Below are 25,186 nucleotides of genomic sequence, written 5' to 3' on the forward strand. Positions count from 1 at the left end.
CCGGAAGAGGCAAAGGCCCGCCCGGAGCAGGCGGAGACCCGCCCGGAGCAGGCGGAGACCCGCCCGGAAGAGGCAGAGGCCCGCCCGGAAGAGACGGAGACCAGCCCGAAGCAGGCGGAGACCAGCCCGGAAGAGGCAAAGGCCCGCCCGGAAGAGACGGAGACCAGCCCGAAGCAGGCGGAGACCCGCCCGGAAGAGGCAAAGGCCCGCCCGGAAGAGACGGAGACCAGCCCGAAGCAGGCGGAGACCCGCCCGGAAGAGGCAAAGGCCCGCCCGGAAGAGACGGAGACCAGCCCGAAGCAGGCGGAGACCCGCCCGGAAGAGGCAAAGGCCCGCCCGGAAGAGACGGAGACCAGCCCGAAGCAGGCGGAGACCCGCCCGGAAGAGGCAAAGGCCCGCCCGGAAGAGACGGAGACCAGCCCGCAGGAGGCAGAGCCCACCGGCCCCGCATCCCGCCTACGGCATCTCCGCTCCTGGCGCACCCGCCGCCCCCGCGCCGCCCGCGCCCTCCACCTCACCACCACCGCCCTCGCCGCCGTCCTGGTCCTCGGCGCCCTGCTGCTGCCCAACACGCTCCCGGCCCTCGAACCGGTCAGCTTCGCGCGGATCCCGGCGGAGGCGGTCATCGGCGCCGTCGTCGTGCTGGGGCTGCCGCGCCGGCCCCGGCTGGCGGCGGCCGTGCTGTACGGACTCGGCCTCACCGCGCTGACCGCCGTGAACCTGCTCGACATGGGGTTCAACGAGTACCTCGGCCGGGGCTTCAACGCCGCGCTCGACTGGGACCTGCTGCCCGACGCGCAGGCATACGTCGGGGACACGCTGGGCGGGGGCGTCGCGACCGCCGCCGCCGTCGGCGCGGTGGTGCTCGTCCTGCTCGTGGCGGCCGTCATGGTCGCGGCGGCGATCCGGCTGGCCGGCGTGCTGGCCCGCCACCGGGCCCGGGCGACCAAGGGCGCCCTGATCGCCGGCACGGTCTGGATCACCTGCTCGGCGCTGGGTCTCACGCTCTTCGGCGGGCCGATCGCCTCCGAACGCGGCGCCGGGGCCCTCCGGGTGCACGCGCAGCGGACGGTGGAGTCACTGCGGGACGAGGCGGCGTTCGTGCGGCAGGCGAAGGCGGACACCTTCGGCGACACCCCGCCCGAGCAGCTCCTGCCCGACCTGCGGGGCAAGGACGTGATCTTCACGTTCATCGAGAGCTACGGCCGCAGCGCCGTCGAGGACCCGGCCATCGCCCCCGGCGTCGACCGGACCCTCGACGCGAGCACCGAGGCGCTCGCGAAGGCCGGCTTCCACGCCCGCAGCGGCTGGCTGACCTCGGCGACCTTCGGCGGCAGCAGCTGGCTCGGCCACTCCACCACCATGTCCGGCCTGTGGATCGACAACCAGCGGCGCTACCGCACGGTCACCGCGGGCGACCACCTCACCCTCACCAAGGCGTTCAAGAAGACCGGCGCGTGGGACACGGTGGGCGTGATGCCCGGCGTGCAGAAGGGCTGGCCGGAGGAGAAGTGGTACGGCCTCGACAAGCTCTACGACTCCCGGGACCTGGGCTACCGGGGCCCGAAGTTCAGCTGGTCGACCATGCCCGACCAGTACGCGCTGGAGGCGTTCCAGCGCCAGGTGCACGGCAAGAAGCGGGACAAGCCGCTGATGTCGTTCGTCATCCTGACCTCCAGCCACCAGCCCTGGGCGCCCCTCCCGAAGATGGTCGGCTGGGACGAACTCGGCGACGGCAGGGTCTTCGGCCCGATCCAGCAGGCCGGCAACAAGGCGGCGGACATCATCACCGACACCGCCAAGTCCCAGCGGGAGTACGGCAGATCCATCCAGTACTCGGTGACCAGCCTCACCCAGTGGCTCCAGCGCTACGGCACCGACGACACCGTCCTGGTCTTCCTCGGCGACCACCAGCCCATGGCCCGGGTCAGCGGCATCCGCGCCTCCCGGGACGTGCCGGTGTCCCTCGTCGCCAAGGACCCGAAGGTCCTGGAGAAGATCAGCGACTGGAACTGGACGGAGGGCCTCAAGCCGGACCGCGACGCGCCCGTGTGGAAGATGGACTCCTTCCGCGACCGCTTCCTGAAGGCGTACGGCTCCACACCCCACCCGTCCGAGGGCTGATCAGCCGCCGGAGGTGTCCAGTTCGGCGTCCTCGCCGACGCCGGCGCAGTCGTAGGGGTCCTTCAGCCAGCCGTCCGGCAGCACCACCCGGTTGTTGCCGGAGGTGCGGCCGCGGGGTCCGTCGGCGCCGGCGGGCCAGGGCTGGTCGAGGTCCAGCTCGTCCAGGCCGGAGCGCAGTTCCTCCAGGGAGGAGGTGATCGCGAGGCGCTTGCGCATCTCGGAGCCGACCGCGAAGCCCTTGAGGTACCAGGCGACGTGCTTGCGGAAGTCGATCACGCCCCGGGACTCGTCGCCGATCCACTCACCGAGCAGCGTGGCGTGCCGGACCATGACGTCGGCGACCTCGCGCAGGGTGGGGCGGGCGATGTCCTCGGTGCGGCCCTCGAAGGCGGCGACGAGGTCGGCGAACAGCCACGGCCGCCCCAGGCAGCCGCGCCCGACCACGACACCGTCGCAGCCGGTCTCGCGCACCATCCGCAGGGCGTCCTCGGCCGACCAGATGTCGCCGTTGCCGAGGACCGGGATCTCCGGGACGTGCTCCTTGAGCCGGGCGATGGCGTCCCAGTCGGCGGTGCCGCCGTAGTGCTGGGCGGCGGTGCGGCCGTGCAGGGCGATGGCGGTGACGCCCTCCTCGACGGCGATGCGGCCGGCGTCGAGGTAGGTGATGTGGTCGTCGTCGATACCCTTGCGCATCTTCATCGTGACGGGCAGGTCACCGGCGCCGCTGACGGCTTCGCGCAGGATGGCACGGAGCAGGTTCCGCTTGTACGGCAGGGCGGAGCCGCCGCCCTTGCGGGTCACCTTCGGGACCGGGCAGCCGAAGTTCAGGTCGATGTGGTCGGCGAGGTCCTCCTCCGCGATCATGCGGACGGCCTTGCCGACGGTGACCGGGTCCACGCCGTAGAGCTGGATCGACCGGGGCCGCTCACTCGCGTCGAAGTGGATGAGCTGCATGGTCTTCTCGTTGCGCTCGACCAGGGCCCTGGTGGTGATCATCTCGCTGACGAACAGGCCCTTGCCGCCGCTGAACTCCCTGCACAGGGTGCGGAAGGGCGCGTTGGTGATCCCGGCCATGGGGGCCAGGACGACGGGCGGCCGGACGGTGTGCGGGCCGATCTGGAGGGGCGTGGACATGCCTCCATTGTGCCGTGCAATGAAAAGGCAAAATTCATTAGTTAGCCACACTATCGAATTCCGCGTACGATGGAACCCATGCCCGAGCTCAGTCACCGCCGCCGCATGCTGGTGCTCGCGATCTGCTGCATGAGCCTGCTGATCGTGAGCCTGGACAACACGGTCCTGAACGTGGCCCTGCCGTCGATGCAACAGGACCTGCACGCCAGTACGTCGGGCCTGCAGTGGACGATCGACGCGTACACACTGGTCCTGGCCTCGCTGCTGATGCTCGCGGGCTCCACGGCCGACCGGATCGGACGCAAGCGCGTCTTCATGGCGGGCCTGGTCGTCTTCACCCTCGGCTCGGTGCTGTGCTCGCTCGCGCCGAACCTTCAGGCCCTGGTCGCGTTCCGGATGGTGCAGGCGGTGGGCGGCTCGATGCTCAACCCGGTCGCCATGTCGATCATCACCAACACGTTCACGGACCCCCGGGAGCGGGCCCGGGCGATCGGCGCCTGGGGCGCGGTGGTCGGCATCTCCATGGCCGCCGGGCCGCTGGTCGGCGGCCTGCTCGTCGAGTCGGTCGGCTGGCGCTCGATCTTCTGGATCAACCTGCCGGTGGGGCTGGCGGCCCTGCTGCTCACCCTGCGCCTCGTCCCCGAGTCCCGTGCGCCCAGGGCCCGCCGGCCCGACCCCGTCGGGCAGGTGCTGGTGATCGCGCTGTTCGGTTCGCTGACGTACGCGATCATCGAGGCGCCGAGCACGGCCTTCGCGTCCCTGGCCCCGCTGGTGGTCCTGGCCCTGGCGGCCCTCGCCGCCCTGCTCTGGTACGAACCGCGCCGCGCGGAACCCTTGATCGACCTCCGCTTCTTCCGCTCGGCGCCGTTCAGCGGGGCGACGGTCATCGCCGTCAGCGCGTTCGCGGCGCTCGGCGGCTTCCTGTTCCTGTCGACGCTGTACCTGCAGAACGTGCGGGGGCTGACCGCCCTGGAGGCGGGGCTGTGGATGCTGCCCATGGCCGTGCCGACGTTCCTGTGCGCGCCGCTGTCCGGCCGCCTGGTCGGCTCGCGCGGACCCCGGCTGTCCCTGCTCGTCGCGGGCCTGGCGATGACGGCGAGCGGCGTGCTCTTCGCCGCGTTCGAGGCCGAGACGTCGAACGTCACGCTCTTCCTCGGCTACGTCCTGTTCGGTATCGGCTTTGGCTTCGTCAACGCGCCCATCACCAACACGGCGGTCTCCGGCATGCCGCGGGCCCAGGCGGGCGTGGCGGCGGCGGTGGCCTCGACGAGCCGGCAGCTCGGGCAGACGCTGGGGGTCGCGGTGGTGGGGGCGGTGCTCGCGTCGGGCGTGGGCGCGTCCTCGTACCGGGAGGCGTTCGTGTCGGCGGCGCGGCCCGGCTGGTGGATCCTGGCGGTCTGCGGGTTCGCGGTGCTGGCGCTGGGGGCGGTGTCGAGCGGGCGCTGGGCCCGGGGGACCGCCGAGCGGGCCGCCGCGGCGCTGGAGTCGGCGGAGGTGCGGGACGCGGTGGTGACCGCGGACCGCTCCTGAGTGCCTCCTCACAGCCTGACAACCGGCTCCCGGGGAAGCCCTGTCGATGTCGGTCGTGCCGCACACTCCTTGCTGCGAGCAGACCGGATCGGCCGGATTCCTGGACGCGGGAGGCGTCATGGCGCAGAGCGACACGAGCAAGGTGAGCCGCTGGGACCAGCACGGCCGGGAGCACGTGGTGCGGGTGCGGCGCACGGGCGTGCAGCGCACGATCAGGTGCGACACGTGCGGCTGGCGCAGAGGCGCGCAGTTCCTGCCCTGGCTGAAGGCGGAGGAGCACCTGGCGGAGGCCCACCAGGCGACAGTGGACCCGACGTCCGCGGCGTGATGCCCCCGGCAGGACCTGGCAGGGGCCCTGGCAGGACCTAGTAGAGGATCGAGGGCAGGTAGGCCCCGTCGGGCTCGTTGTACAGGCCGATGGTCATCAGGCTCATCAGCTGGACGACCTTGAGGCCGTGGGACAGGCACCACCGGAGCAGTGCGCTGTCGCCGGTGGGTACGAGGATGCCCGGGCCGCGGAACTGCGGGGCGGATGCGATCAGGGCCTGGAGGTCCGGGGTGGTCTCGCCCACGGCGTGCGCGAAGAAGGCGAGGTCGGTGGCGTAGCCGGTGACGCGTCCGGCGCGCTCCACGACCCGGGCGGTGCCCTGTTTGAGCGCGTCGGCGACCTCGCCGCCGCGGTCGACGCCGTGGACCTGCCGGCACACGTCGTTGCAGGCGCCGAGGTCCGCGTCCGTGGCCTCCCGCACGGTGTACCCGGGCATCGCTTCCTCAAGCGGTGGTCCCTGTACGCAGGCCAGTGTGGCCCGGTGGACGAAGCCCAGGCTCACGTACAGGGAGAACGACCTGTTGTGGTAGCCGCTCTGCAGGAGCCGGATGCTGGGCGCCCCGCGTTCGGTGGCCCGGTCCATGACGTCCCGCATGAGGCGGCGGCCCACTCCCGCGTTCTGCGCGGTGGGGTCGACGGTGATGGGCCCGACCCCGACGACGGGCGAGCGTTCGTCGAGGAAGTTGCTGCCCACGATCCGCCCGTCGAGCTCGGCGACGACACTGTAGAACCCAGGGTGGGTCAGGGCGCCCTCGATCAGCGCGACCCCCACCTCGGGGCTCGGGAAGTCGGGTGGGAACGCGTGCTCCTTCGCGATGCCGGCGAAGGCCTCGTAGCAGATCCGGCCGCACTCCGCGGCATCGTCGGCGGTACCCGGGCGCAGTGTGAGCTCCACGATCGCCATCTCCTTGTTTCGCGCGTCCCGCGCGGCGACCCGCCCCTCGCTTCCCATCCTCTGCCCCTGCCGTCCCGGGCGCACCCGGTGGGCCGCTGAGCGGCGGCGCGGCCGGCGCCGTCCGCCGTCAGCCGCCCGCCGGACGGCCCGGTCTCACTTCAGGTGCCGGTCCAGGAAGCGGCACGCGTCCGCCAGCTCGAACCACGGGGTGCCGGTGTGCCCTCCCGCATTGGCGTGCAGTGTCTTCTCCGTGCTGCCGAAGGAGCCGAACAGGTCCAGGGCCCGTTGCCGGGGGTTCCCCTCGTCGTCCCACTGCAGCAGGAACAGCAGCGGAACGGTGATCTGCCGGGCCTCCTCACGCTGGGCACGGGGCACGTACCCGCCGGCGAAGAAGACCGCGGCCGCGATGCGCGGCTCGGCCACCGCCAGCCGGATGCCGAGGGCGGCCCACCCGCCGGAGTACCCGACCGGGCCGCCGATCCCGGGCAGTTCGAGGAGGGCGTCGAGAGTGGTCCGCCATTCCGGGACCGCGTTCTCGACCATCGGGCCGACGAGTGACTCCAGCATCTCGTCGACCGGTTCCCCGGCGCGCCTCGCCCGCCGGAGGTCGGCTCGGGCCTGCTCCTCGGCGGCGGATCGGGGACGGTCACCGCACCCGGCGGCGTCGATGCCGGCCACCGCGTAGCCGCGCGCCGCGGTGTAGCGGGCCCGGGCCACCAGCCGGGGTTCCGCCTTGGGCAGGCCGTTGTTGTGGGCCATCAGCACCAGCGGGGCCGGCGCGGAGCCGGGCGTCCACAGGGTGCCGGGGATCTCGCCGAGGGTGAACTCGCGCTCGAGGACGCCGTCGTCGAGGCGCTGTTCGGAAGTGAATCGCATGGTCGTGCCCTTCGGGAGTGCGCTGAACGGCGCTCCCGGACGACCTATCGCCCGACCGTGACCCCGGAGGGGAGCACCCATGTCGATACTGCGTTCACGGGTATCACCTCCTGGTTCTCTCGCACGGCCTGCCGGGAGATTAGTGGGGGACGTCGTGATGCGCCAACGGGTTTTCCCCGGGGCCCCGTTGCCGGCTGCCGCCGCACCCTTCAGGACCCGGTCCGGGCCCGCAGTCCCCGCACCAGCAGGTCGACGACCGCCTCGAAGTCGGCCTCGACGCCTGGTTCGCGCCACTCCTGCGCGTAGCCCGGGTCGTGGAAGCGGGCCGTCGCCTGGAAGACCGCGCGGGCCGTGGCCTCCGGGTCCGCCGCGGTGAAGGAACCGCTCTCGGCACCGGCCCGGATCACCCGGGCCAGCTGGGCGGTGAGGTCGGCGATGTGCTCGCTCACCGCCGTGCCGTTCTCGCCCGTGAGGACCGAGTACGTGGCGAACAGCTCCGGATCGTCGCCGGCCTTGCGGCGCTTCGCGGCGAACAGCGCGGCGAGCCAGTCCCGCAGCCGGGTCTCCGGGTCGCGGTCCGCGGCGGCGATCCCGGACAGTTCGCCGGACGTGCGGTCCAGCCAGCGCTTGGTGACCGCCTCGCGCAGCGCCGCCTTCGTCCGGAAGTGGCGGTAGACACTGCCGTGGCTGACGCCGAGCGCGCGGGCCACGTCGACCACGGTGGCCTTGGCCGGGCCGTGGCGGCGCAGCACCTCCTCGGTGGCTTCGAGGATGCGCTCGGCGGTGAGGATCTCGCTGGTCGGTGCCATGCCCAGACCGTACCCGGAGCCCGGTTCAGCGCTCGACGTGCGCCAGCTGCGCCGCCGGGTAGCGGGCGCCGGCGGCGGCACCGGCCGGTACGGCCTCCTCGACGGCGGCCAGGTCGGCGGCGTCCAGCGTGACGTCCAGGGCGCCCAGGGCCTCGGTGAGCCGGTCGCGGCGGCGGGCGCCGACCAGCGGCACGATGTCCGCACCGCGGCTGAGCACCCAGGCGATGGCGATCTGCGCGACGGTGACGCCCTTCTGCTCGGCGATCTTCCGCAGCGCCTCGACGAGGTTCAGGTTGTGCCGGAGGTTGTCGCCCTGGAAGCGCGGGGACATCGCCCGGAAGTCGCCCGGGGCGAGCTGCCGGTCGGCGGTGAAGTGCCCCGAGATCAGGCCGCGGGAGAGGACTCCGTACGCCGTGATGCCGATGCCCAGCTCACGCGTGGTCGGCAGGATCTCGTCCTCGATGCCGCGCGAGAGGAGGGAGTACTCGATCTGGAGGTCGGAGATCGCTGCTGTGGCGGCGGCGCGGCGGACGGTCCCGGCGCCGACCTCGCTGAGGCCGATGTGCCGGACGTGGCCCTTGTCGACCAGTTCCGCGATGGCGCCGACCGTCTCCTCGATCGGCACGTCGGGGTCGAGGCGGGCGATGCGGTAGACGTCGATGTGGTCGACGCCGAGCCGCTGGAGGGAGTAGGCGGCGAAGTTCTTGACGGCCGCGGGCCGGCCGTCGTAGCCGGACCAGCCGCCGTCCGGGTCGCGCAGGGCGCCGAACTTGACGCTGACCAGGGCCTGTTCGCGCCGGGCGGCGGGGGCGGTGCGCAGGGCCTCGCCGATCAGCAGTTCGTTGTGGCCCATGCCGTAGAAGTCGCCGGTGTCGAGCAGGGTGACGCCCGCTTCGAGCGCGGCGTGGAGGGTCGCGATGGATTCGGCCCGGTCCGCCTCGCCGTACAGGGCGGACATGCCCATGCAGCCGAGACCGAGGGCGGAGACCTGGGGGCCGGTGGTTCCGAGGGTTCGGGTTGGCATCGTCATGCCCTCCACTGTCACATGACAGCTGACAGATTTCAATATCTGTTATTCGATACCTGTCATTCGACGATATCCGTCACCCGATACCTGTCACTCCGTACTCGTCATTCGCTACGTGTCGGCTACCGCGCGGTGACCGCCAGCTTCGCGCCCAGCGCCACGAACGACCCGGCGAACCCCCGGCGCAGCCACGCCATCACCCGGGGCCGGCCCAGGACCTGGCTGCGCACCGACGCGGCCAGCAGCCCGTACGCGGCGAACACCAGGAAGGTGACCAGCATGAACACCCCGCCGAGCCCGGCCATCCGCACCAGCGCGTGCGGTTCGCCGGGGCTCACGAACTGCGGCAGGAACGCGAAGAAGAACATCGTCAGCTTCGGGTTGAGGATGTTGATCAGCACACCCCGCACGATCACCCGCCGCGCGGACAGCGGCGCGGGCTCGCCCTCCTCGACCGCGAGGGCGTCCTTGTCGCGCAACGTGGCCCAGGCCATGTACAGCAGGTAGGCGACGCCGGCGTATTTCAGCACCTGGAAGGCGGTCGCGCTGGCGTGCAGCAGCGCGGCGACGCCGGTGACCGTGGCCAGCAGGTGCGGGACGATCCCGAGCGTGCAGCCGACGGCCGCGACGACACTCGCGCGGCGGCCGCGGGACAGCGCGGCGGCGAGGGTGTAGACGACGCCGGTGCCCGGCGTGGCGACGACGACCAGGGTCGTCAGCAGGAACGCGATGCTCATGCCCCCACCCTGGCGCCGCCCCGCTCCGGGTTACAGGACCAATCGAAGGGCGCGTTGGAGGACCACTCGTCGAGGCGGCCCCGGGCACTGCTCAGACGAACCAGTCCTCCGCGTCCGGAGCGTCGACGCCCCTGAGGAACCGGGAGAACGCGTCGTGCTCGTCCACCCCCAGGAAATACCCACCGGTGTGGTGGAGATGGAACCACCGGCCGGTTTCGTCCACCAGGAGGATGCCGCGCTCGGATTCCTCGTATCCGACGGGAAACAGGCCTACTCCGAGCCCGGTCGCCAACTCTTCGATCAGAGCCGCGTCGCCTGCGTGGCCGAGCGTGGGCTTCGTCAGCCAGGTCTCCGCGGCCTTCGGATGCGCGAGGCGCAGCAGGCCGTAGGCGCGGACGACTCGGGTGGCCGCGGGGGACGGAGCCAAGGCGACGCCCTGCCGCCCGGCGTCCCGCACCCGTACCTCGACGAGCTCCGCCGCGCGTTCCCCGAGATCACGATCGGGGGCCCAGCCGTTCGAGGCCAGCCAAGCGATCACTTCCGGCTCCGGCTGACGGCAAGAAGGTCTGGTCGGCCGGTTCATACGACTCCGAGGAACCCCGGGTCCGCGCCGTCGAACCCCAGACACCGATCGCGGTTCAGGCCAAGGAGTTCCGCCATCGGCACCGCGCGACGACCGGTGGCCGACAGATCCCGGCGGGCCTCGGCCGACCACAGCGGTGGGAAGAACGACAGCCCCTGCCGGCCGTTCAGTACGGAGACTTCACGGCGCCAGCCGTCCCACCGCAGGCCCTCGTAGAAATCCCGGAGCCCACCGGCGAGGATCCAGGACAGCCAGGCCGAGTGGCCCGCCCCCAGGGCCTCCCAGCCGAGGGCGTCGGGGGCGAAATAGACGACCTCCCCCGGATCGCCGGGCCGACCGGCCTCACCGGGATTGCTCCCGTTCAGGGCGAAGACCCCGCCCAGCACGTCGTGCGCGACCACGAGGCCCGCACCCGGCCGCCACTCGGGGTCGAACGCCGGGGGCATCGCGTTGACCTCGGCCAGGCCGGGCGGGCCTTCGAGCCGGGCACTCCGCGGACTCCCGAAGATCCGCAGCCACCCGTCGTCCACGAGCAGGCCGCCGCAGTTCAGCACGATGCCGCCCAGATGAGACCGGGCGGAGACCTGCAGTTGCAGCACGGTCGCGCGGCCCGTCCCGGGATCGCCGGGCAGCACCTCGACCGGAACGCCGGTGCCGGACAGCTCCTGAAGGAGGAGCGGCCAGGCCGGATCATCGACGTTGATCAGCTCCTCGGCCTCGCGCATCTCCGCATCGTCCCACCGACCCCGGCAGCCCGGTCCACCGGGTGCGCCTCGGACCATGCGGCCGCTCGTGGACCGCGAGCCGTGAACGCGGCGGTGCCGGGCCCCTCCCCTGGAGGAACCCGGCACCGAAGCAGTCGTGAGAGCCGTCAGCAGCCGATCAGCCGGGCCGCCAGGTAGCCCTCGATCTGGTCGAGGGAGACGCGCTCCTGCTTCATGGAGTCGCGCTCGCGGACGGTGACGGCGTTGTCCTCGAGCGTGTCGAAGTCGACCGTCACGCAGAACGGCGTGCCGATCTCGTCCTGGCGGCGGTAGCGGCGGCCGATGGCGCCGGCGTCGTCGAACTCGATGTTCCAGTGCTGGCGCAGCGCCTGGGCGAGCCCCTTGGCCTTCGGCGACAGCTCCGGGTTGCGGGACAGCGGCAGGACCGCGACCTTCACCGGGGCGAGGCGGTGGTCGAGGCGCAGCACCGTGCGCTTCTCCATCTTGCCCTTGGCGTTGGGCGCCTCGTCCTCGACGTAGGCGTCCAGCAGGAACGCCAGCATCGCGCGGCCGACACCGGCCGCGGGCTCGATGACGTACGGCGTCCAGCGCTCGCCGGCCTCCTGGTCGAAGTAGGTGAGGTCCTGGCCGGAGGCCTTGGCGTGGGCGCCAAGGTCGTAGTCGGTGCGGTTGGCGACGCCCTCCAGCTCGCCCCACTCACTGCCGCCGAACTGGAAGCGGTACTCGATGTCGGCGGTGCGCTTGGAGTAGTGGGAGAGCTTCTCCTTCGGGTGCTCGTACCACCGCATGTTCTCCTCGCGCAGGCCGAGGCCGGTGTACCAGTTCCAGCGCTGCTCCATCCAGTACTCCTGCCACTTCTCGTCCTCGCCCGGCTTGACGAAGAACTCCATCTCCATCTGCTCGAACTCGCGGGTGCGGAAGATGAAGTTGCCGGGCGTGATCTCGTTGCGGAAGGACTTGCCCATCTGGGCGATGCCGAACGGCGGCTTGCGGCGCGAGGTGGTCTGCACCTGGGAGAAGTTGGTGAAGATGCCCTGCGCGGTCTCGGGGCGCAGGTAGGCGATGGAGCCGGAGTCCTGCGTGGGGCCGAGGTGGGTGGACAGCAGGCCCGAGAACTGCTTGGGCTCGGTGAACTGGCCCTTGTTGCCGCAGTTGGGGCAGTTGACGTCGGCCAGGCCGTTCTCCGGCAGGCGGTTGTGCTTGGCCTCGTAGGCCTCCTCCAGGTGGTCCGCGCGGAACCGCTTGTGGCAGGAGGTGCACTCGGTCAGCGGGTCCGTGAAGGTGGCGACGTGGCCGGAGGCGACCCAGACCTCGGGGGCCAGGATCACGGACGAGTCGATGCCCACGACGTCCTCGCGCGACGTCACCATGTAGCGCCACCACTGGCGCTTGAGGTTCTCCTTGAGCTCGACACCCAGCGGGCCGTAGTCCCAAGCGGCGCGCTGGCCGCCGTAGATCTCACTACAGGGGAATACGAAGCCACGGCGCTTGCTCAGGCTGACGATGGTGTCGATCTTGTCGGCGGCCACGGTGCTCTCTTCATTACGACGACGGGCGACGAAGCGAGATGCTTCCAGCGAATGCCTCAGGTTACCGGCGGGGGCGCCCCCTCAATCAAATCGCTCCCCCTCCGGCGGCCTCAAGGCCCCGGTCAGGACGTTTGTTGACAACGGTTTCCATACTTGTTGAAAATGAGTGTCATGAACGTACGACGACGCCTCATACCCGCCGCCCTGGCCTCCGCTCTCGGCCTGGGCGCCCTCACCGCCTGCTCCAGCGACAGCGCGGCCTCGGGCAACACGGACAAGTTCGACGTCGTCGCGTCGTTCTATCCGATGGCGTTCCTCGCCGAGCAGATCGGCGGGGACCACGCGAACGTCACCAGCCTGACCGAGCCCGGCCAGGAACCGCACGACCTGGAGATCAGCACCAAGCAGCGGGCACAGCTGGAAGAGGCCGACGCGGCGCTCTTCCTCAAGGGCCTCCAGCCCGCCGTCGACGAGGCCGTGCAGCAGACCGGCATCAAGACGAAGATCGACGCGGCCACGCTCACCACCCTCGAGGACCACGGCACCGGCGGCCACAGCCACGAGGGCGAGGAGGGCCACGCCGAGGAAGGCCACGCCGAAGAGAGCCACTCCGAGGAAGGCCACTCCGAGGAGGAGGAGCACGCCCGCGACCCGCACGTCTGGCTGGACCCGGTGAAGTACGCCGAGGTCGCCCAGGGCGTCGGCAAGGCCTTCGAGAAGGCCGACCCGGACCACGCGGCCGACTACAAGAAGAACACCGAGGCCCTGGTCAAGAAGCTGAACAGCCTCAACGGCGAGTTCGAGAACGGCCTGAAGAACACCAAGACCAAGGTCTTCTTCACCAACCACGCCGCCTTCGGCTACCTCGCCGAGCGCTACGGCCTCACCCAGGAGGCCATCTCCGGCCTCGACCCCGAGAGCGAGCCCAGCGGCGCCCGGGTCAGGGAGCTCCAGCAGGAGGCCAAGGCCGACGGCGTCACCACCGTCTTCTACGAGACACTGGTCTCCGACAAGACCGCCAAGACCCTCGCCCGCGACGCGAACCTGAAGACGGACGTCCTCGATCCGCTGGAGGGCATCACCGACAAGTCCCGCGGCGACGACTACTTCCAGGTCATGGAAGCCAACCTCAAGGCCCTGCAGAAGGCCCTGGGAGCCAAGTGATCGACCCATCGGAGGACGGCATGAACGAGCCCGTCGTATCCCTGCGCGGCGTCCGCGCCGACCTGGGCTCGCGCCCCGTCCTGCGCGGCATCGACCTCACCGTGCGCCGCGGTGAGGTCGTCGCGCTGCTCGGCGCGAACGGCTCCGGCAAGTCGACGGCCGTGCGCAGCGTCATCGGCCAGGTGCAGACCGGCGCCGGCGAGATCGAGCTGTTCGGCACGGACCGCCGGCGGTTCCGCGACTGGCACCGCGTGGGCTACGTCCCGCAGCGCACCACGGCCGCGTCCGGCGTGCCCGCCACGGTGACCGAGGTGGTGCTCTCCGGCCGCCTGTCCCGGGCCCGCTTCGGCATGCTGCGCAAGGCGGACCACGCGGCCGTGCGCAAGGCCCTGGAGCTGGTCGGCATGGCGGACCGGGCCAAGGACCCGGTCGACGCCCTCTCCGGCGGTCAGCACCAGCGCGTCCTGATCGCCCGCGCGCTGGTCTCCGAGCCCGAGCTGCTGATCATGGACGAGCCGATGGCGGGCGTCGACCTCGCCAGCCAGGAGGTGCTCGCGCACACCCTCCGGGAGCAGGTCTCCCAGGGCACGACGGTCCTGCTCGTGCTGCACGAACTGGGCCCCCTGGAGCCCCTCATCGACCGGGCCGTCGTCCTGCGCGACGGCTGCGTCGTCCACGACGGGCCGCCCCCGAAGGCCGTCGGACAGCACGCCCTGCCCGGCCACGACCACGTACACCCGCACGCGCCGGCGGGCACCGAACCGATCCGCACGGGACTGCTGAGCTGATGGACTTCCTCGACTACGCCTTCATGCAGCGGGCCCTGCTCGCCGCCGTCCTGGTCGGCATCACCGCCCCGGCCGTCGGCATCTACCTCGTGCAGCGCCGCCAGGCCCTGATGGGCGACGGCATCGGCCACGTGGCGATGACCGGCGTCGGCCTCGGCTTCCTGCTGACCTGGTCCCCGGTGTGGATGGCGACCCTCGTCTCCGTCCTCGGCGCGGTCCTCATGGAGCTGATCCGCTGGTACGGCAAGACCCGCGGCGACATCGCCCTCGCGATGCTCTTCTACGGCGGCATGGCCGGCGGTGTGATGTTCATCAACCTCGCGCCGACGGGCTCCAACGCCAACCTGACGTCGTACCTGTTCGGCTCGCTGTCGACGGTCTCCGAGTCGGACGTCACGGCGATCTCCGTCCTGGCCGCCTTCGTCGTCCTGGTGACCCTGGGCCTGCGCCGGCAGCTCTTCGCGGTCAGCCAGGACGAGGAGTTCGCGCGGGTGACGGGCCTGCCGGTGCGCGCCCTGAACCTGCTGACGGCGATCACCGCGGCCGTCACGGTCACGGTGGCGATGCGCGTGGTCGGCCTGCTGCTGGTCAGCGCGCTGATGGTGGTGCCCGTCGCGGCCGCCCAGCAGATCGGCCGCAGCTTCGCCGCGACCTTCGCGATCGCCGTCGCCATCGGCGTGAGCGTGACGATCGGCGGCACGGTCACCTCGTACTACCAGGACGTGCCGCCCGGCGCGACGATCGTGCTGCTGACCATCGGCGCGTTCATCGTGCTGACGGCGCTCGCGGCCCCGCTGGCCCGCCGCCGCGCCCGGGCCCGGACCGCCGCGGACGCCACCGCGGACCCGGCGGAGTGTGCCATTCCGGGCAGCCGGGAGGCGACCGACGAGGTCGGCGTCTGACCGCCCCCACCCCGGGCTGGCACAATGGCCCGGGCAAGGCAGACGTGAGGAGGCAACGGTGACGACCGCTGGACCGTCCGTGAAGGGCCGCGCCACCAAGCAGCGTGCCGCCGTGGCGGCGGCCCTGCAGGAGGTCGACGAGTTCCGCAGCGCGCAGGAACTGCACGACATGCTCAAGCACAAGGGCGACTCGGTCGGGCTCACCACGGTCTACCGCACCCTGCAGTCCCTCGCCGACGCCGGCGAGGTCGACGTCCTGCGCACCGCCGACGGCGAGTCCGTCTACCGCCGCTGCTCCACCGACGACCATCACCACCACCTCGTGTGCCGCAACTGCGGCAAGGCCGTCGAGGTGGAGGGCCCGGCCGTGGAGAAGTGGGCCGAGGCCATCGCCGCCGAGCACGGCTACGTCAACGTGGCCCACACGGTGGAGATCTTCGGCACGTGCGCGGAGTGCGCGGCTGCCGTCGGCGGTTGAGCCGGTCCTTCATCGGGTGGGGTGGGCGGGGTTACGGGCGATGGCGACGCTGCCGCCCCGGTCTCCGCTCTTGAAGAACTGCGGCGCGGGCAGGCCTTGGGCGCGAAGCCGCTGGTACAGCTCCTCGTAGAGCGAGTCCATGGAGATGACTTCTCTGCCCGGTGCCAGCCCGCCCTCCAGGACGCTGATCAGCGCACCGGTGAAGGCCGTGTGCCGCTCCCCCTCAGGGGCCATGGCGATCGCTCCTGTCGCCGAGGCGGCGAGCACGAAGGTCGCCGCGACGGTGGACTGTCCCAGCGCGAAGTCGTCGTGGCGTGGGCTGCTCATGGCTCGGCCGGCGTAGCAGCAGTCGAGGACGACGACCTTGTTGCGGGCGGGGCTCATGCCAAGCAAGTACTGGATATCGCGGTAATGCACCGCTGTGTTCGGAATCGACGCACGAGTGGTACGCACCGCCAGACTCAGTTCCCCCGTTCGAGGATGGAGCAGGCTGTGACCGGCGAAGTACACCAGCAGGGTGTCGTCGGCGGAACGCGCGGCGTCATCGACGGCTTCCAGAACGCCCTCGGGAGAAGCCGGATCCGCCAGGACGACGGTGCGTGGCCGGGTGAACGCTCCCATCGACGGATCCGTCAGTAGCGTCGCCAAGTCCTCGAGCCCCTGCCGCACCGGGTACAGCGAAGGCAGTTCCTGGTAGTGGCTGGCTCCGATCAGGACAGCGTTAGAGCGGTTCGGGTCGGGGAGCCCCTCGGGGCGGCCGTGGCTGACCGGGTACGACCAGGCCCACGCTCGGTAGCCCTTGAGATCCACCCGTACCCGCTGGAGACGTCCGTGCAGCGCCGGCACGCTCTGGTGGAGCGGATCGGACACGATGAGCCCGTAGGGCGCATCCGGCTGTGCGGCCATCGCCTCCCGCAGGACGGCGGAGTCGAGGAGACGGCTGACGCGGACGTCGTCGTCGCCCATCGCGACACGCACACGCATGGACCGTCCCTGCTCACGCAGGATCCGCAGCCCCTGGTCCAGGGCGTCGACGAAGGCGGGAACGACGTTCGCCGTGTCCGGCTCGGACGGCAGCAGGACGATCAGGCCGTCGCCACGATTTTGGATCCGGCACTCGTCAGGGCTGATACCTGCCGCCCGCAACGCGGCTTTTGTGAGGTTGACGCTGTCGGCGATCGCCCTGAGTTGTGCGGCGTCGCTCAGACCCGTCAGTCCTACGACCTCCACGGCGACACACACCCCGTGCGCCGGGTCCGGCCGGCCAGACCCGGCCGCACTCCGCAGGCGGAGCCCGATGACGGGCCCACCGCCGGGTGACACCAGGATCTCCACGCACTCGTCGAGTGAGAACGGCTCGTCGCTGTCCTCCACGCTCAGGAGGAAGGCCACGGGGTCGATCCGCTCCGCAACGGTCTGCCGAGCGAAGCTGCCGCGTTTGACGTCCACGGGATAGAACAAACCGTCGACGGACCAGACCAGGTCGTGCCGTCCCCCTTCCTCCCATCCTTCGTACGGAATGTTGATGTCGGTAACAATTCCCCGCTCCTCCAGGAACTGCCACAGGTCCAGGACGACTTCGCTCTCGCTCGTCCCGGACGCCACGGGAGTCCGTGCGTGGAGGTACAGAAGGAGGTACGCGAGCAACCGCTCGGCGTGCTCCGGAACCGCCCGCCGCCGCATGGCGTCACAGGCGCGGTCGAACGATGCCCGCAGTTCCGGGGGGACGGACGACAGCACCGCGTCGACGTCCTGCACCCGCGGAGCTCCGGGCTGCGACGGCGACAGGAGAACGACCTCGGGCGCCGGCTCAGCCGACAGCCCGAGTCGCGCCTGCAATGCGGCCCCCAGATACGCGAACGGCTGCGCACCCCCGGGATCGTCCCGGCCCATGGGCCAGGCGGGGAAGTCCGACGAGCCTCCGCCCAGGGACTCGATGCGTTGCCCCACCCGACGGCCGCAGTCGATCAGCTCGGCCGTGGGAACGGCGTCGAGCAGCAGGTCCTTCGCCTCCGCCGTGAAGTCGAACAAGCGGTGCCGCCCGGCCAATGGTTCCCCCGGGGACGGCGGCAGCGGCTGCATCAGCCCCCCGAGCAGGACCTCGGCCAGCGGCACGGCACCCTGCCCCTGGTCCAGGCAGGAGTGAACGAGTTGCATCACCGGCACCGTGACCGGGGCCATGGCCGCCAGGTGCGCCGCCAGCCGCAGGGCCTCCGGGGACGCGGCCCGGCTGAAGTCCGTCGCGGACACCCGGAGTGGTTCGGCGGCACGACCCGAGGCACGCCGGGGCATCCACAGGCGCATCGTGACGGGACGCCCGACGAGGGTGTTCACGGCCGCCCATGTGGCGAAGCCGGCAGGGCTCAGCTCCAGGACGGGGACGGCGACGGCCGGGGCCGGAGCGACGGTCGGCGGCAGGATCTGGTGCGCCACCGTCCAGGCGGTGTTCGGCGCCCCGGGCCTGGGCGAGGAGACCTGCCAGGTATCCCCGCGCACACCGGACCCCGCCCACAGCCGTCGGGGCAGCGTGTGGACCACGGCGGTGGGGCCTCTGCGCGCCCACCCCTCGATCACCGGGATCATCAGTCCGTCGCGCCAGGCCGCTGCCGCGCCGTCCGTCACGACCAGCACCATGGTCTGCCCGGAGGCGTCCGCGAGGGAGGTGGCCGGCCGGGTCGCCGTGTCGTCGCCGCTCCAGGGGCGCCCGAGGCGCACCTCGCCGCCGGGCCCGTATCGGATCTGATACGCCTCCACCTGCCTGAACGCGCCGCTGCGTTCGAAGATCGCCTTCAGTTCGGCGCACTGACGCTCCCACAGAAGCATGGACACGCCGCCGTCGACGACCAGGGCGAGCCGCAGCCACCGCTCCGGCTGGGGCCGCAGCACCATCTGCGGGGTCCGGGTGTCCGCCTGCAGGGCGGCCGTCGCCGCTTCGTCGAACTCGGTGCGGCGACGGCTCGGAACGCGCCGCTTGAGCGGCCGCAGGGCCCTGCCGAGGGACAGCGCCGACCCCAGCGCCTTGGCGCCCGGCGTCCACAGAGCGTCGGCCGGGGCCGGGCCCGTGGGACCGGAGATGACGCCGACGTGCTGTGCCGGCTCCCGACTGTGCTCTGCGTCCGGAAGGTCTTCTCCTCCGGGGACGACGTCGCGCGCGGCAGACCGGTCCAGCGCCGCGCGAAGGTCCTGCGGCAACGGAGCGTCCTCCGGAGCCCGTACGGGGGTTTCTCGGAGAAAACCGGCGAGCGGCGCGGCAGCTCCCGGAGGAATGCGTGCCGCGAGCCAGAGGACGTCAAGGAGATCCTGCCCCTCCATCGGCGCCCCGGAGGCACGTAGTACGTCCCGCAGCTCCTGGAACATGGCTACCCGTCCACGTTGAGCCGGTGCAGCACGGTCTTCAGCAGGCCGTCGGCGTCGAGCCGTGCCCCTCCGTGGCGCAGGAACACCGCGTTGAGGAGCTGGTCGGTGGCCAGTTCGCCCAGGGCGCGCCGGGCCAGGAACGCCTGCACGAGGTCACCCGCCTCGGCGAGGGCCTCCGGGCCGAGGTGGCCCTCGACGATCTGGCGCAGGCGGGTCTCGTCCGGGTCGGCGAGGTGCAGGGGCAGGCACCGGCGCCGGAACGCAGGAGGGAAGTCCCGTTCCCCGTTGCTCGTGATGACGACGAGGGGGAACTGGGTGCAGCGCACCATCCCCCGGGTCACCCGCGCCCGCTGGTGGGGATCGGCGGTGAGCACGTCGATGTGCGCCTGCTCCTCGGGGAGCCTGGACAGTTCGGGGATCTCGAAGGCGCCCTCCTCGAAGACGGTGAGGAGGTCGTTCGGCAGGTCGACGTCCCCCTTGTCCAACTCGTCCACGAGCAGGACCCGGGGCCGCGCGGTGGGGACGAGGGCCGTGCCGACCGGCCCCAGCCGGAGGAACGAGCCGATGCCGGGCTGGGGTCCGTCCGCGGACCGGTGGAGATTGCTCTCCTGGAGCCGTCCGACGGCGTCGTAGCGGTACAGCGCTTCCTGGAGCGTGGAGCGGCTGTTGACGGGCCAGTGGAGTACCGGTCCCAGATCGAGCTCGTGTGCGAGGGCGGCGGCGAGCGAGGACTTGCCGGTGCCCGGGTGTCCGGTGACCAGCAAGGGTCGTCGTAGGTGGATGGCGGCGTTGATGACGTCCGTCTCGGCGCGGCCGATCACATAGTGGGGCGGTGTGTCAGGGGGGCCTCCGGCTCCGTCGGCCTCGGCGAATCGTCGCCAGGGCGGGGCCTCGGGGATCGTGACGGAGCGTCGTCGGCCGTCTCCCCGGAAGATCTGCCAGTCTGCGTCTTCGGCGGTGGCGCCGTCCGCCGTGGAGGCGTCCACCTCGGGCTGCTGTGTCATCAGAGGCTCGCTTCTCGGGAGTCGGGGCATTCGGCGTCGGGGAGTTCGGTCAGTGACAGCACCGGTGGCAGCGGGCGGTCGGCGTCCTCCAGCAGCACGGCCGGGCGGGCTGGGTGGGCGGCGGGGTCCGCGCATGCCCTGGCCCGGTGGTCCCGGACGCGCCAGGGAAGCCCCTCGACGGAGCCCTCGGGACGCAGTGCGGTGAAGTGGGCCTCCGAGGTCGGCGCGGTGGCCTGCCGGTCCCACAGCACGACCGGGTAGCCGAGCAGGAGGGCGGCCTGGACGAGGCGGTCGCGGCCGGGTGGGCCGGCCCGCACCACGGCTCGGGCCGCACCGGTGTCCGCCTTCAGGGTCCCGTAGGCCGCATGGCCTTCGGCGTGCCGGTCGTCCAGGTGAACCACCTTGTCGTTGTGGCGCCCGGCCCAGCGGCGCTCCAGTTCCGCCCGGCGCTGCTCCTCGCGCTCGGGTGCGGACAGCGGCGCGCAGCGCAACACCGTGGCGTGCTCGACACCGAGCAGCAGGGGCAGAGGGTCGTCGTCGGCGGCACCGTTCCAGGAGTCGACGGGCAGGTGGAGGGCGTCGGGCTGGAGCAGGATCTCGACGACCGCGGGCGGCGCGGACGAATCGGTGATCGCGCGTACCTGCGACACCGTTCGCTGGATACGGCGGACCACGTCCCGCGGGGACAGTGGTGTTCCGCTCTGCTCGGCGGCCTGGACGAGTTCACCGGCCCCGGTGTCGATCCACATCACGCAGGTGAAGTGCGGTCCGTCGGCGGTCCGGCCCGATGGTTCCGCGTCCAGCTGAGCCACGACCCGGGGTGGTCGTCCGGCCCCGCGGAGCGAGCCCGCCCAGGCCACGGCGTCCGCGCGACGCTCGGCCAGACCCCCGGCGTCGACCCCCAGCCTGCGGGCCACTCGGTCTCCCCAGGCGTGCAGGTCGTCGCGGGCCTGGGGAGTGACCGCGGCCAGCAGCTCGGTGAACCGGACGACCGCGGGAACCAGTTGCCTGCCGGGCCGCACCATGCTCAGGCCGCCGGTGTGCTGTTCGAAGTGCTCCACGCACGCCATCAGCTGGCCGACCGTGGGGCCGTGCGGCTCCCCGGCGGCGGGCGGCAGCCACACCCTCTCCAGGGGCAGGGCGGCCCGCACCGCGGCGATCACCTGGGCCATCGGCGGCAGTGCCGGTGTCCGGCCGAGTATCTGGCCCAGTGACGCGTACTCCAGCGGGGACAGCAGTCCCGGCACTCCCAGCGAGCGGCCCAGGGCGAGGAACAGGTCGGCGGCCTGCCGGTTCCGCTCGTGCAGGGCCTCCACCAGGGCGGCCATCGCCCGCTCCACCGTGAGCAGGGCGTGGGCTGTCTGTTCGTCGGAGAGGCGCGGCCCCAGCCGGGCCTGTGGGCAGGCCGACGCGAGGTGCTCGATGCACCGCGCGCGCAGATCGTCGTCGATGACAGTGGTGCGCAGGGCGAGGGCGATCTGGTCGCGGTCCGGCGAGGGCGGCAGGAGGGGGCGGCCCGGCAGCACGGTCCGTTCCTCCGAACCGTCCATGGCGCGGATGTGGAGGCTGACCGGGGTTTGCGGCACCGGCGCCTCCGCCTTGACGTGCTCGACGAGGGCGGCCAGATCCGGCCGCAGGTCAGCAGCGTTCCCCTCCAGCCAGTGGAGCAGGGAGTTGGAGAAGACTCCGCTGCCCAGCGCCGCGTCGTTCTCCGCCACCTGGCCGGCCGCGGCGGCACACAGCAGGAACTGTTCGACCGCGCGCCGGGGCACCCTGGGGAAGGGGGCGACCGCGGGTCCGGTCTGCTGGTGGTGATGCTCCAGGAAGGTCGCACAGGCGTCGAAGAAGAGGACCTGCTGCCCGAAGCCGCGGAGATCGTCCCGGGTGAGGTACCCCCGCAGGTCGGTGGTGTCGATGCAGCGCTTGTCCTTCAGGGAGGCGTCGGGGCACAGCAGCAGGCGCCGGTCGCCGTGGTCCAGGATGCCGTGACCGCCCCAGAAGACGTAGAGCAGTTCACCGGTGCGCGCGTCGAGGTCGCTGGTGAACGCGTCCATGAGCTGGTCCCGCGTCCAGGCCGGGCACCAGGTCAGTTCGGCGGCCCTGGTCTGAGTCTCCAGTCGGCGCCGGCTCTCCTCACCCGGTGCCAGCAGCAGCTGGATGTTGGCGGCGGGCACACCTCCCTTGCGCAGCCAGCGAGCGAAACGCAGGGCGTCGCCGACGGCGCCGGTGAGATCCCAGTCCGGATGCCTCGGGTACCTTTCGAGGCCGACGACCACGGCGTGGACGCGCCCCGGGTCCACGCCGTTCAGCCCATCCATGTGCCGATGGCGTCCCAGACCTTGCGGTTGGACCAGTAGGCGCTGTGCGCGAAGGGAAACGGCTGGCGGTTGTCGACCTCGTGGTCGGTGGCGTGTGCGGGGAAGACCCTGGCGGCACTGAACGACAGCAGGTCGCGTCGGTCGTAGAGGTTGAGCCAGCGTCTCGGGAAGTGTCCGGGTGGCGTCTGCGGGTGTTCGAGGGATACGAGGGCGCCCGCCTCGTAGAAGAAGGGTGCCTGTGAGCCGACGGTGACCAGCTGGTCGACCCTCGCGACGCGCTCCCGCACCATGAGGTCGACGCAGGCCACGCCCCCCAGGCTGTGGGCGATCACGGTGACGGCGTCGCCAGGGGTGTGTTCGATGGTGCGCTTGATCAGTTGGCGCATCGCCTCTCCCCGGGCCTGGTAGCGCAGGATGTCACCGACCGCGGGCAGGAAGAGGTCGTCGTTGAGCGCGCCTCGTCGTCGCCGTGCGTGCCAGGTCAGTGCGCGCAGGGCGGGCTCGGCGGCCGCCCTGGAGACCGCTCCGGCCAGGGTGCGTCCCCGGGTGTGCAGATCGGCGCTGACCAGGGAGAGCAGGGCGTCCCTCTTGAGGCCGTCCAGGGCGTCGGCTCCCTGCTCGACCGCCTCCGCCAGGGTCGCGGCCACTACTGCCCGCGCGAACGCGTGCCGGTGCTCGTGGCCTCCCTCGTCCGCCGTGGCCGCCGCGTCGCGCAGTTCCGGCGACGCGGCGACGGTACGCACCGCTCTGTGGAGGGCGTCGCCCAGCCCGTGCGCCGCGAAGGCGTCCCGGACCCGCGGGGAGGGAGCGTACGAAGACAGTTCGGCGAGCAGCTTCTGCGCCGGACTCTGTCCCCGGCCCAGTCCGGAGGGGACGGCCGGGCGCAGGCTCAGCAGCCGGAGCTCGTAGCCGGGGTCGCGGTAGAGCACACCCCAGAGGGCGATCTGCTCGTCCTCCTGCCGGCCGCCGCCGGAACCGGTGTAGCCCGGGATGCTCGCACCGCCCAGTGCCAGCCGTGCGCCCTCTTCACGGCCCCAGAAGCAACCCCGCACCTCGGTCTCGGGCCGTGTCTCCGCCAGCAGGGCTCGCACGGTCTCCAGGGTCCTGCCGTACGACTCTTCCCGCACACCGGTGCCATGCACGAATACGATCGAGCGCTGCACTTTCCCCCACCCGTGAACGCATCCGGCCGGGCGTCCTCGCTCGGCCCGTGTCCGATGCTAGTCCGGGCCGACCGGTCAGGGGGCCTGCTTGCCCTCCATGGCCAGCAGTTCCTCGTTCGGGATGGCGCCGCCGAAGCGGCGGTCGCGGGAGGCGAACTCCAGGCAGGCGCGCCACAGGTCACGCCGGTCGAAGTCCGGCCACAGCACGTCCTGGAAGACCATCTCGGCGTAGGCGCTCTGCCAGATCAGGTAGTTCGAGGTGCGCTGCTCGCCGCTCGGGCGAAGGAACAGGTCCACGTCCGGCATGTCCGGGTAGTACATGTACTTCGCGAAGGTCTTCTCGTTGACCTTCGACGGGTCGAGCTTGCCGGACCGCACGTCCTCCGCGAGCGCCTGCGCGGCGTCCGCGATCTCGGCCCGGCCGCCGTAGTTCATGCAGAAGTACAGGGTCAGCCGGTCGTTGCCCTTGGTCTGCTCCTGGGCGATCTGGAGCTCCTTGGCGACGGACCGCCACAGCTTCGGCATCCGCCCCACCCAGCGCACCCGCACGCCCAGCTCGTCGAGCTGGTCGCGGGTCTTGCGGATGAAGTCGCGGTTGAAGTTCATCAGGAAGCGCACCTCTTCCGGCGACCGCTTCCAGTTCTCGGTGGAGAAGGCGTACAGGGAGATGGCGCCCACGCCCATCTCGATGGCGCCCTGGAGCACGTCCAGGACGCGCTCGGCTCCGACCTTGTGCCCCTCGGTGCGGGGCAGGCCGCGCTCCTTGGCCCAGCGGCCGTTGCCGTCCATGACGATCGCCACATGCTGCGGTACGAGCTCCCCGGGGAGCTTCGGCGGCCGCGCGCCGGACGGGTGCGGCTCCGGCGTCCTGTACTCCCGGCGCTGCCGGCCCAGGATCCCGCGTACGGCCATGTGTTTCTCGTCTCCTCGTGCTTGCTTGTCTTACTTCTCGACGTAGCGCAGGGAGCGCAGCCCGCGCTCCATGTGCCAGTGCAGATAGGCGGACACCAGCCCGCTGCCCTCCCGGACGTAGCGCGCCTCGCACGCGTCCGCGGTCTCCCAGTCTCCCGTAAGCAGGGCGCCGAGGAGTTCCAGGGCCTGGGGCGAGGGTACGACGCTGCCGGGCACCCGGCAGTCCACGCAGACGGAACCGCCCGAGGCGACCGAGAAGAAGCGGTTGGGCCCGGGCATACCGCACTTCGCGCAGTCGGTGAAGCTCGGGGCGTAGCCGTTGACGGCGAGGGACCGCAGCAGGAACGCGTCGAGCACGAGGTGCGGCGCGTGCTCCCCCCGGGCGAGGGTCCGCAGCCCGCCCACGAGCAGCAGGTACTGCTGCACGGCCGGCTCCCCCTCGTGGTCGGTGAACCGCTCGGCGGTCTCCAGCATGGCGGTGCCGGCGGTGTACCGCGCGTAGTCGCTCACGATCCCGCCGCCGTACGGGGCGATGGTCTCGCTCTGTGTGCACAGCGGCAGGCCGCGTCCGACCAGCTCGCTCCCCTTGGCGAAGAACTGCACGTCGACATGGGAGAAGGGTTCGAGGCGCGCACCGAACTTCGACTTCGTCCGGCGCACGCCCCGGGCCACCGCCCGTACCCGGCCGTGACCGCGTGTGAGCAGCGTGATGATCCGGTCCGCCTCACCCAGCTTCTGGGTGCGCAGCACGATGCCGTCGTCGCGGAACAGACTCATGCGGCCATTCTCGCCTACGCGGAGGC

22 protein-coding genes are annotated in these 25,186 nt (G+C 71.5%); 7 read left to right on the forward strand and 15 right to left on the reverse strand.

Annotation, left to right across the window (positions count from 1 at the left end):
• The first annotated feature begins 540 nt into the window (after positions 1–540).
• On the forward strand, positions 541–2,124 hold the full coding sequence (locus tag C1703_RS12275) for a sulfatase-like hydrolase/transferase (protein ID WP_114257387.1): 1,584 nt from the start codon (positions 541–543) through the stop codon (positions 2,122–2,124).
• On the opposite strand, the gene dusB is transcribed toward C1703_RS12275, so the two are convergent.
• Positions 2,125–3,258, reverse strand: coding sequence for a tRNA dihydrouridine synthase DusB (gene dusB, locus C1703_RS12280; protein WP_114252265.1), 1,134 nt, complete (start codon positions 3,256–3,258; stop codon positions 2,125–2,127).
• 78 nt (positions 3,259–3,336) lie between these two features.
• Here dusB and C1703_RS12285 point away from each other — a divergent pair, with 78 nt between their 5' ends.
• Positions 3,337–4,788, forward strand: coding sequence for an MFS transporter (locus C1703_RS12285; RefSeq protein WP_114252267.1), 1,452 nt, complete (start codon positions 3,337–3,339; stop codon positions 4,786–4,788).
• A gap of 118 nt (positions 4,789–4,906) precedes the next feature.
• Complete coding sequence (locus tag C1703_RS12290) at positions 4,907–5,116, forward strand: hypothetical protein (RefSeq protein ID WP_114252269.1); 210 nt, start codon at positions 4,907–4,909, stop codon at positions 5,114–5,116.
• 37 nt (positions 5,117–5,153) lie between these two features.
• Here C1703_RS12290 and C1703_RS12295 read toward each other — a convergent pair whose 3' ends face one another.
• The 8 genes from C1703_RS12295 to C1703_RS12330 form a co-directional block, all read right to left on the reverse strand.
• Positions 5,154–6,020, reverse strand: coding sequence for a GNAT family N-acetyltransferase (locus C1703_RS12295; RefSeq protein ID WP_114252272.1), 867 nt, complete (start codon positions 6,018–6,020; stop codon positions 5,154–5,156).
• Between the two features lie 144 nt (positions 6,021–6,164).
• On the reverse strand, positions 6,165–6,887 hold the full coding sequence (locus C1703_RS12300; protein ID WP_114252274.1) for an alpha/beta hydrolase: 723 nt from the start codon (positions 6,885–6,887) through the stop codon (positions 6,165–6,167).
• A gap of 209 nt (positions 6,888–7,096) precedes the next feature.
• A complete protein-coding gene (locus tag C1703_RS12305) occupies positions 7,097–7,696 on the reverse strand; it encodes a TetR family transcriptional regulator (RefSeq protein ID WP_114257388.1) in 600 nt (199 codons plus the stop codon).
• A 25-nt stretch (positions 7,697–7,721) separates the two neighbouring features.
• Positions 7,722–8,726 carry an aldo/keto reductase gene (locus C1703_RS12310; RefSeq protein ID WP_114252276.1) on the reverse strand — a complete coding sequence of 335 codons (1,005 nt, stop codon included), beginning with the start codon at positions 8,724–8,726 and terminating at the stop codon, positions 7,722–7,724.
• 119 nt (positions 8,727–8,845) lie between these two features.
• Positions 8,846–9,460, reverse strand: coding sequence for a LysE family translocator (locus C1703_RS12315; RefSeq protein ID WP_114252278.1), 615 nt, complete (start codon positions 9,458–9,460; stop codon positions 8,846–8,848).
• A gap of 91 nt (positions 9,461–9,551) precedes the next feature.
• Positions 9,552–9,998, reverse strand: coding sequence for an SUKH-3 domain-containing protein (locus C1703_RS12320; RefSeq protein WP_232840464.1), 447 nt, complete (start codon positions 9,996–9,998; stop codon positions 9,552–9,554).
• A 41-nt stretch (positions 9,999–10,039) separates the two neighbouring features.
• Positions 10,040–10,768, reverse strand: coding sequence for a DUF2625 family protein (locus C1703_RS12325; RefSeq protein ID WP_114252282.1), 729 nt, complete (start codon positions 10,766–10,768; stop codon positions 10,040–10,042).
• Positions 10,769–10,914: 146 nt separating this feature from the next.
• Complete coding sequence (locus tag C1703_RS12330) at positions 10,915–12,297, reverse strand: glycine--tRNA ligase (RefSeq protein WP_114252284.1); 1,383 nt, start codon at positions 12,295–12,297, stop codon at positions 10,915–10,917.
• A gap of 171 nt (positions 12,298–12,468) precedes the next feature.
• Between C1703_RS12330 and C1703_RS12335 the strand changes: the two genes are divergently transcribed.
• Genes C1703_RS12335 through C1703_RS12350 form a run of 4 tightly spaced genes read left to right on the forward strand, consistent with a single transcriptional unit; the run spans position 12,469 to position 15,629 of the window.
• Positions 12,469–13,461 carry a zinc ABC transporter substrate-binding protein gene (locus C1703_RS12335; protein WP_198678146.1) on the forward strand — a complete coding sequence of 331 codons (993 nt, stop codon included), beginning with the start codon at positions 12,469–12,471 and terminating at the stop codon, positions 13,459–13,461.
• A gap of 20 nt (positions 13,462–13,481) precedes the next feature.
• A complete protein-coding gene (locus C1703_RS12340) occupies positions 13,482–14,249 on the forward strand; it encodes a metal ABC transporter ATP-binding protein (protein WP_114257389.1) in 768 nt (255 codons plus the stop codon).
• Entirely contained in the window at positions 14,249–15,151 is a 903-nt protein-coding gene (locus C1703_RS12345) for a metal ABC transporter permease (RefSeq protein WP_114252288.1), read from the forward strand. The genes C1703_RS12340 and C1703_RS12345 overlap by 1 nt, the downstream gene beginning before the upstream one ends.
• A gap of 58 nt (positions 15,152–15,209) precedes the next feature.
• Positions 15,210–15,629 (forward strand): transcriptional repressor, encoded by a 420-nt coding sequence (locus C1703_RS12350; protein ID WP_114252290.1) that lies wholly within the window; start codon positions 15,210–15,212, stop codon positions 15,627–15,629.
• A 9-nt stretch (positions 15,630–15,638) separates the two neighbouring features.
• Here the strand turns inward: C1703_RS12350 and C1703_RS12355 are convergent, their stop codons facing one another.
• The 6 genes from C1703_RS12355 to recO all read right to left on the reverse strand — a co-directional run bounded on the left by C1703_RS12355 (position 15,639) and on the right by recO (position 25,160).
• A complete protein-coding gene (locus C1703_RS12355; RefSeq protein WP_114252292.1) occupies positions 15,639–18,986 on the reverse strand; it encodes an SAV_2336 N-terminal domain-related protein in 3,348 nt (1,115 codons plus the stop codon).
• 2 nt (positions 18,987–18,988) lie between these two features.
• Positions 18,989–19,990 carry a MoxR family ATPase gene (locus C1703_RS12360; protein ID WP_114252294.1) on the reverse strand — a complete coding sequence of 334 codons (1,002 nt, stop codon included), beginning with the start codon at positions 19,988–19,990 and terminating at the stop codon, positions 18,989–18,991.
• On the reverse strand, positions 19,990–22,308 hold the full coding sequence (locus C1703_RS12365; protein ID WP_114252296.1) for a caspase family protein: 2,319 nt from the start codon (positions 22,306–22,308) through the stop codon (positions 19,990–19,992). The genes C1703_RS12360 and C1703_RS12365 overlap by 1 nt, the downstream gene beginning before the upstream one ends.
• A complete protein-coding gene (locus C1703_RS12370; RefSeq protein WP_157993104.1) occupies positions 22,296–23,450 on the reverse strand; it encodes a hypothetical protein in 1,155 nt (384 codons plus the stop codon). Before C1703_RS12370 ends, C1703_RS12365 begins: the two co-directional genes overlap by 13 nt.
• A gap of 96 nt (positions 23,451–23,546) precedes the next feature.
• The gene (locus tag C1703_RS12375) at positions 23,547–24,383 is read right to left on the reverse strand and encodes an isoprenyl transferase (RefSeq protein WP_114252299.1); all 837 of its coding nucleotides are present in this window, start codon (positions 24,381–24,383) and stop codon (positions 23,547–23,549) included.
• A gap of 30 nt (positions 24,384–24,413) precedes the next feature.
• On the reverse strand, positions 24,414–25,160 hold the full coding sequence (recO, locus tag C1703_RS12380) for a DNA repair protein RecO (protein ID WP_020273157.1): 747 nt from the start codon (positions 25,158–25,160) through the stop codon (positions 24,414–24,416).
• Between the last annotated feature and the right edge of the window lie 26 nt (positions 25,161–25,186).

It is taken from the genome of Streptomyces sp. Go-475, from assembly GCF_003330845.1.
GTDB lineage: Bacteria > Actinomycetota > Actinomycetes > Streptomycetales > Streptomycetaceae > Streptomyces.

What these genes read in the sequence shown, in the direction of transcription:
- C1703_RS12375 (WP_114252299.1), bottom strand. Translation starts at nt 24,383, where the DNA reads ATGGCCGTACGCGGGATCCTGGGCCGGCAGCGCCGGGAGTACAGGACG.
- C1703_RS12365 (WP_114252296.1), bottom strand. Translation starts at nt 22,308, where the DNA reads ATGGATGGGCTGAACGGCGTGGACCCGGGGCGCGTCCACGCCGTGGTC.
- C1703_RS12305 (WP_114257388.1), bottom strand. Translation starts at nt 7,696, where the DNA reads ATGGCACCGACCAGCGAGATCCTCACCGCCGAGCGCATCCTCGAAGCC.
- C1703_RS12295 (WP_114252272.1), bottom strand. Translation starts at nt 6,020, where the DNA reads ATGGCGATCGTGGAGCTCACACTGCGCCCGGGTACCGCCGACGATGCC.
- C1703_RS12300 (WP_114252274.1), bottom strand. Translation starts at nt 6,887, where the DNA reads ATGCGATTCACTTCCGAACAGCGCCTCGACGACGGCGTCCTCGAGCGC.
- C1703_RS12345 (WP_114252288.1), top strand. Translation starts at nt 14,249, where the DNA reads ATGGACTTCCTCGACTACGCCTTCATGCAGCGGGCCCTGCTCGCCGCC.
- C1703_RS12340 (WP_114257389.1), top strand. Translation starts at nt 13,482, where the DNA reads ATGAACGAGCCCGTCGTATCCCTGCGCGGCGTCCGCGCCGACCTGGGC.
- C1703_RS12315 (WP_114252278.1), bottom strand. Translation starts at nt 9,460, where the DNA reads ATGAGCATCGCGTTCCTGCTGACGACCCTGGTCGTCGTCGCCACGCCG.
- recO (WP_020273157.1), bottom strand. Translation starts at nt 25,160, where the DNA reads ATGAGTCTGTTCCGCGACGACGGCATCGTGCTGCGCACCCAGAAGCTG.
- C1703_RS12285 (WP_114252267.1), top strand. Translation starts at nt 3,337, where the DNA reads ATGCCCGAGCTCAGTCACCGCCGCCGCATGCTGGTGCTCGCGATCTGC.
- dusB (WP_114252265.1), bottom strand. Translation starts at nt 3,258, where the DNA reads ATGTCCACGCCCCTCCAGATCGGCCCGCACACCGTCCGGCCGCCCGTC.
- C1703_RS12355 (WP_114252292.1), bottom strand. Translation starts at nt 18,986, where the DNA reads ATGTTCCAGGAGCTGCGGGACGTACTACGTGCCTCCGGGGCGCCGATG.
- C1703_RS12290 (WP_114252269.1), top strand. Translation starts at nt 4,907, where the DNA reads ATGGCGCAGAGCGACACGAGCAAGGTGAGCCGCTGGGACCAGCACGGC.
- C1703_RS12335 (WP_198678146.1), top strand. Translation starts at nt 12,469, where the DNA reads ATGAACGTACGACGACGCCTCATACCCGCCGCCCTGGCCTCCGCTCTC.
- C1703_RS12310 (WP_114252276.1), bottom strand. Translation starts at nt 8,726, where the DNA reads ATGACGATGCCAACCCGAACCCTCGGAACCACCGGCCCCCAGGTCTCC.
- C1703_RS12325 (WP_114252282.1), bottom strand. Translation starts at nt 10,768, where the DNA reads ATGCGCGAGGCCGAGGAGCTGATCAACGTCGATGATCCGGCCTGGCCG.
- C1703_RS12360 (WP_114252294.1), bottom strand. Translation starts at nt 19,990, where the DNA reads ATGACACAGCAGCCCGAGGTGGACGCCTCCACGGCGGACGGCGCCACC.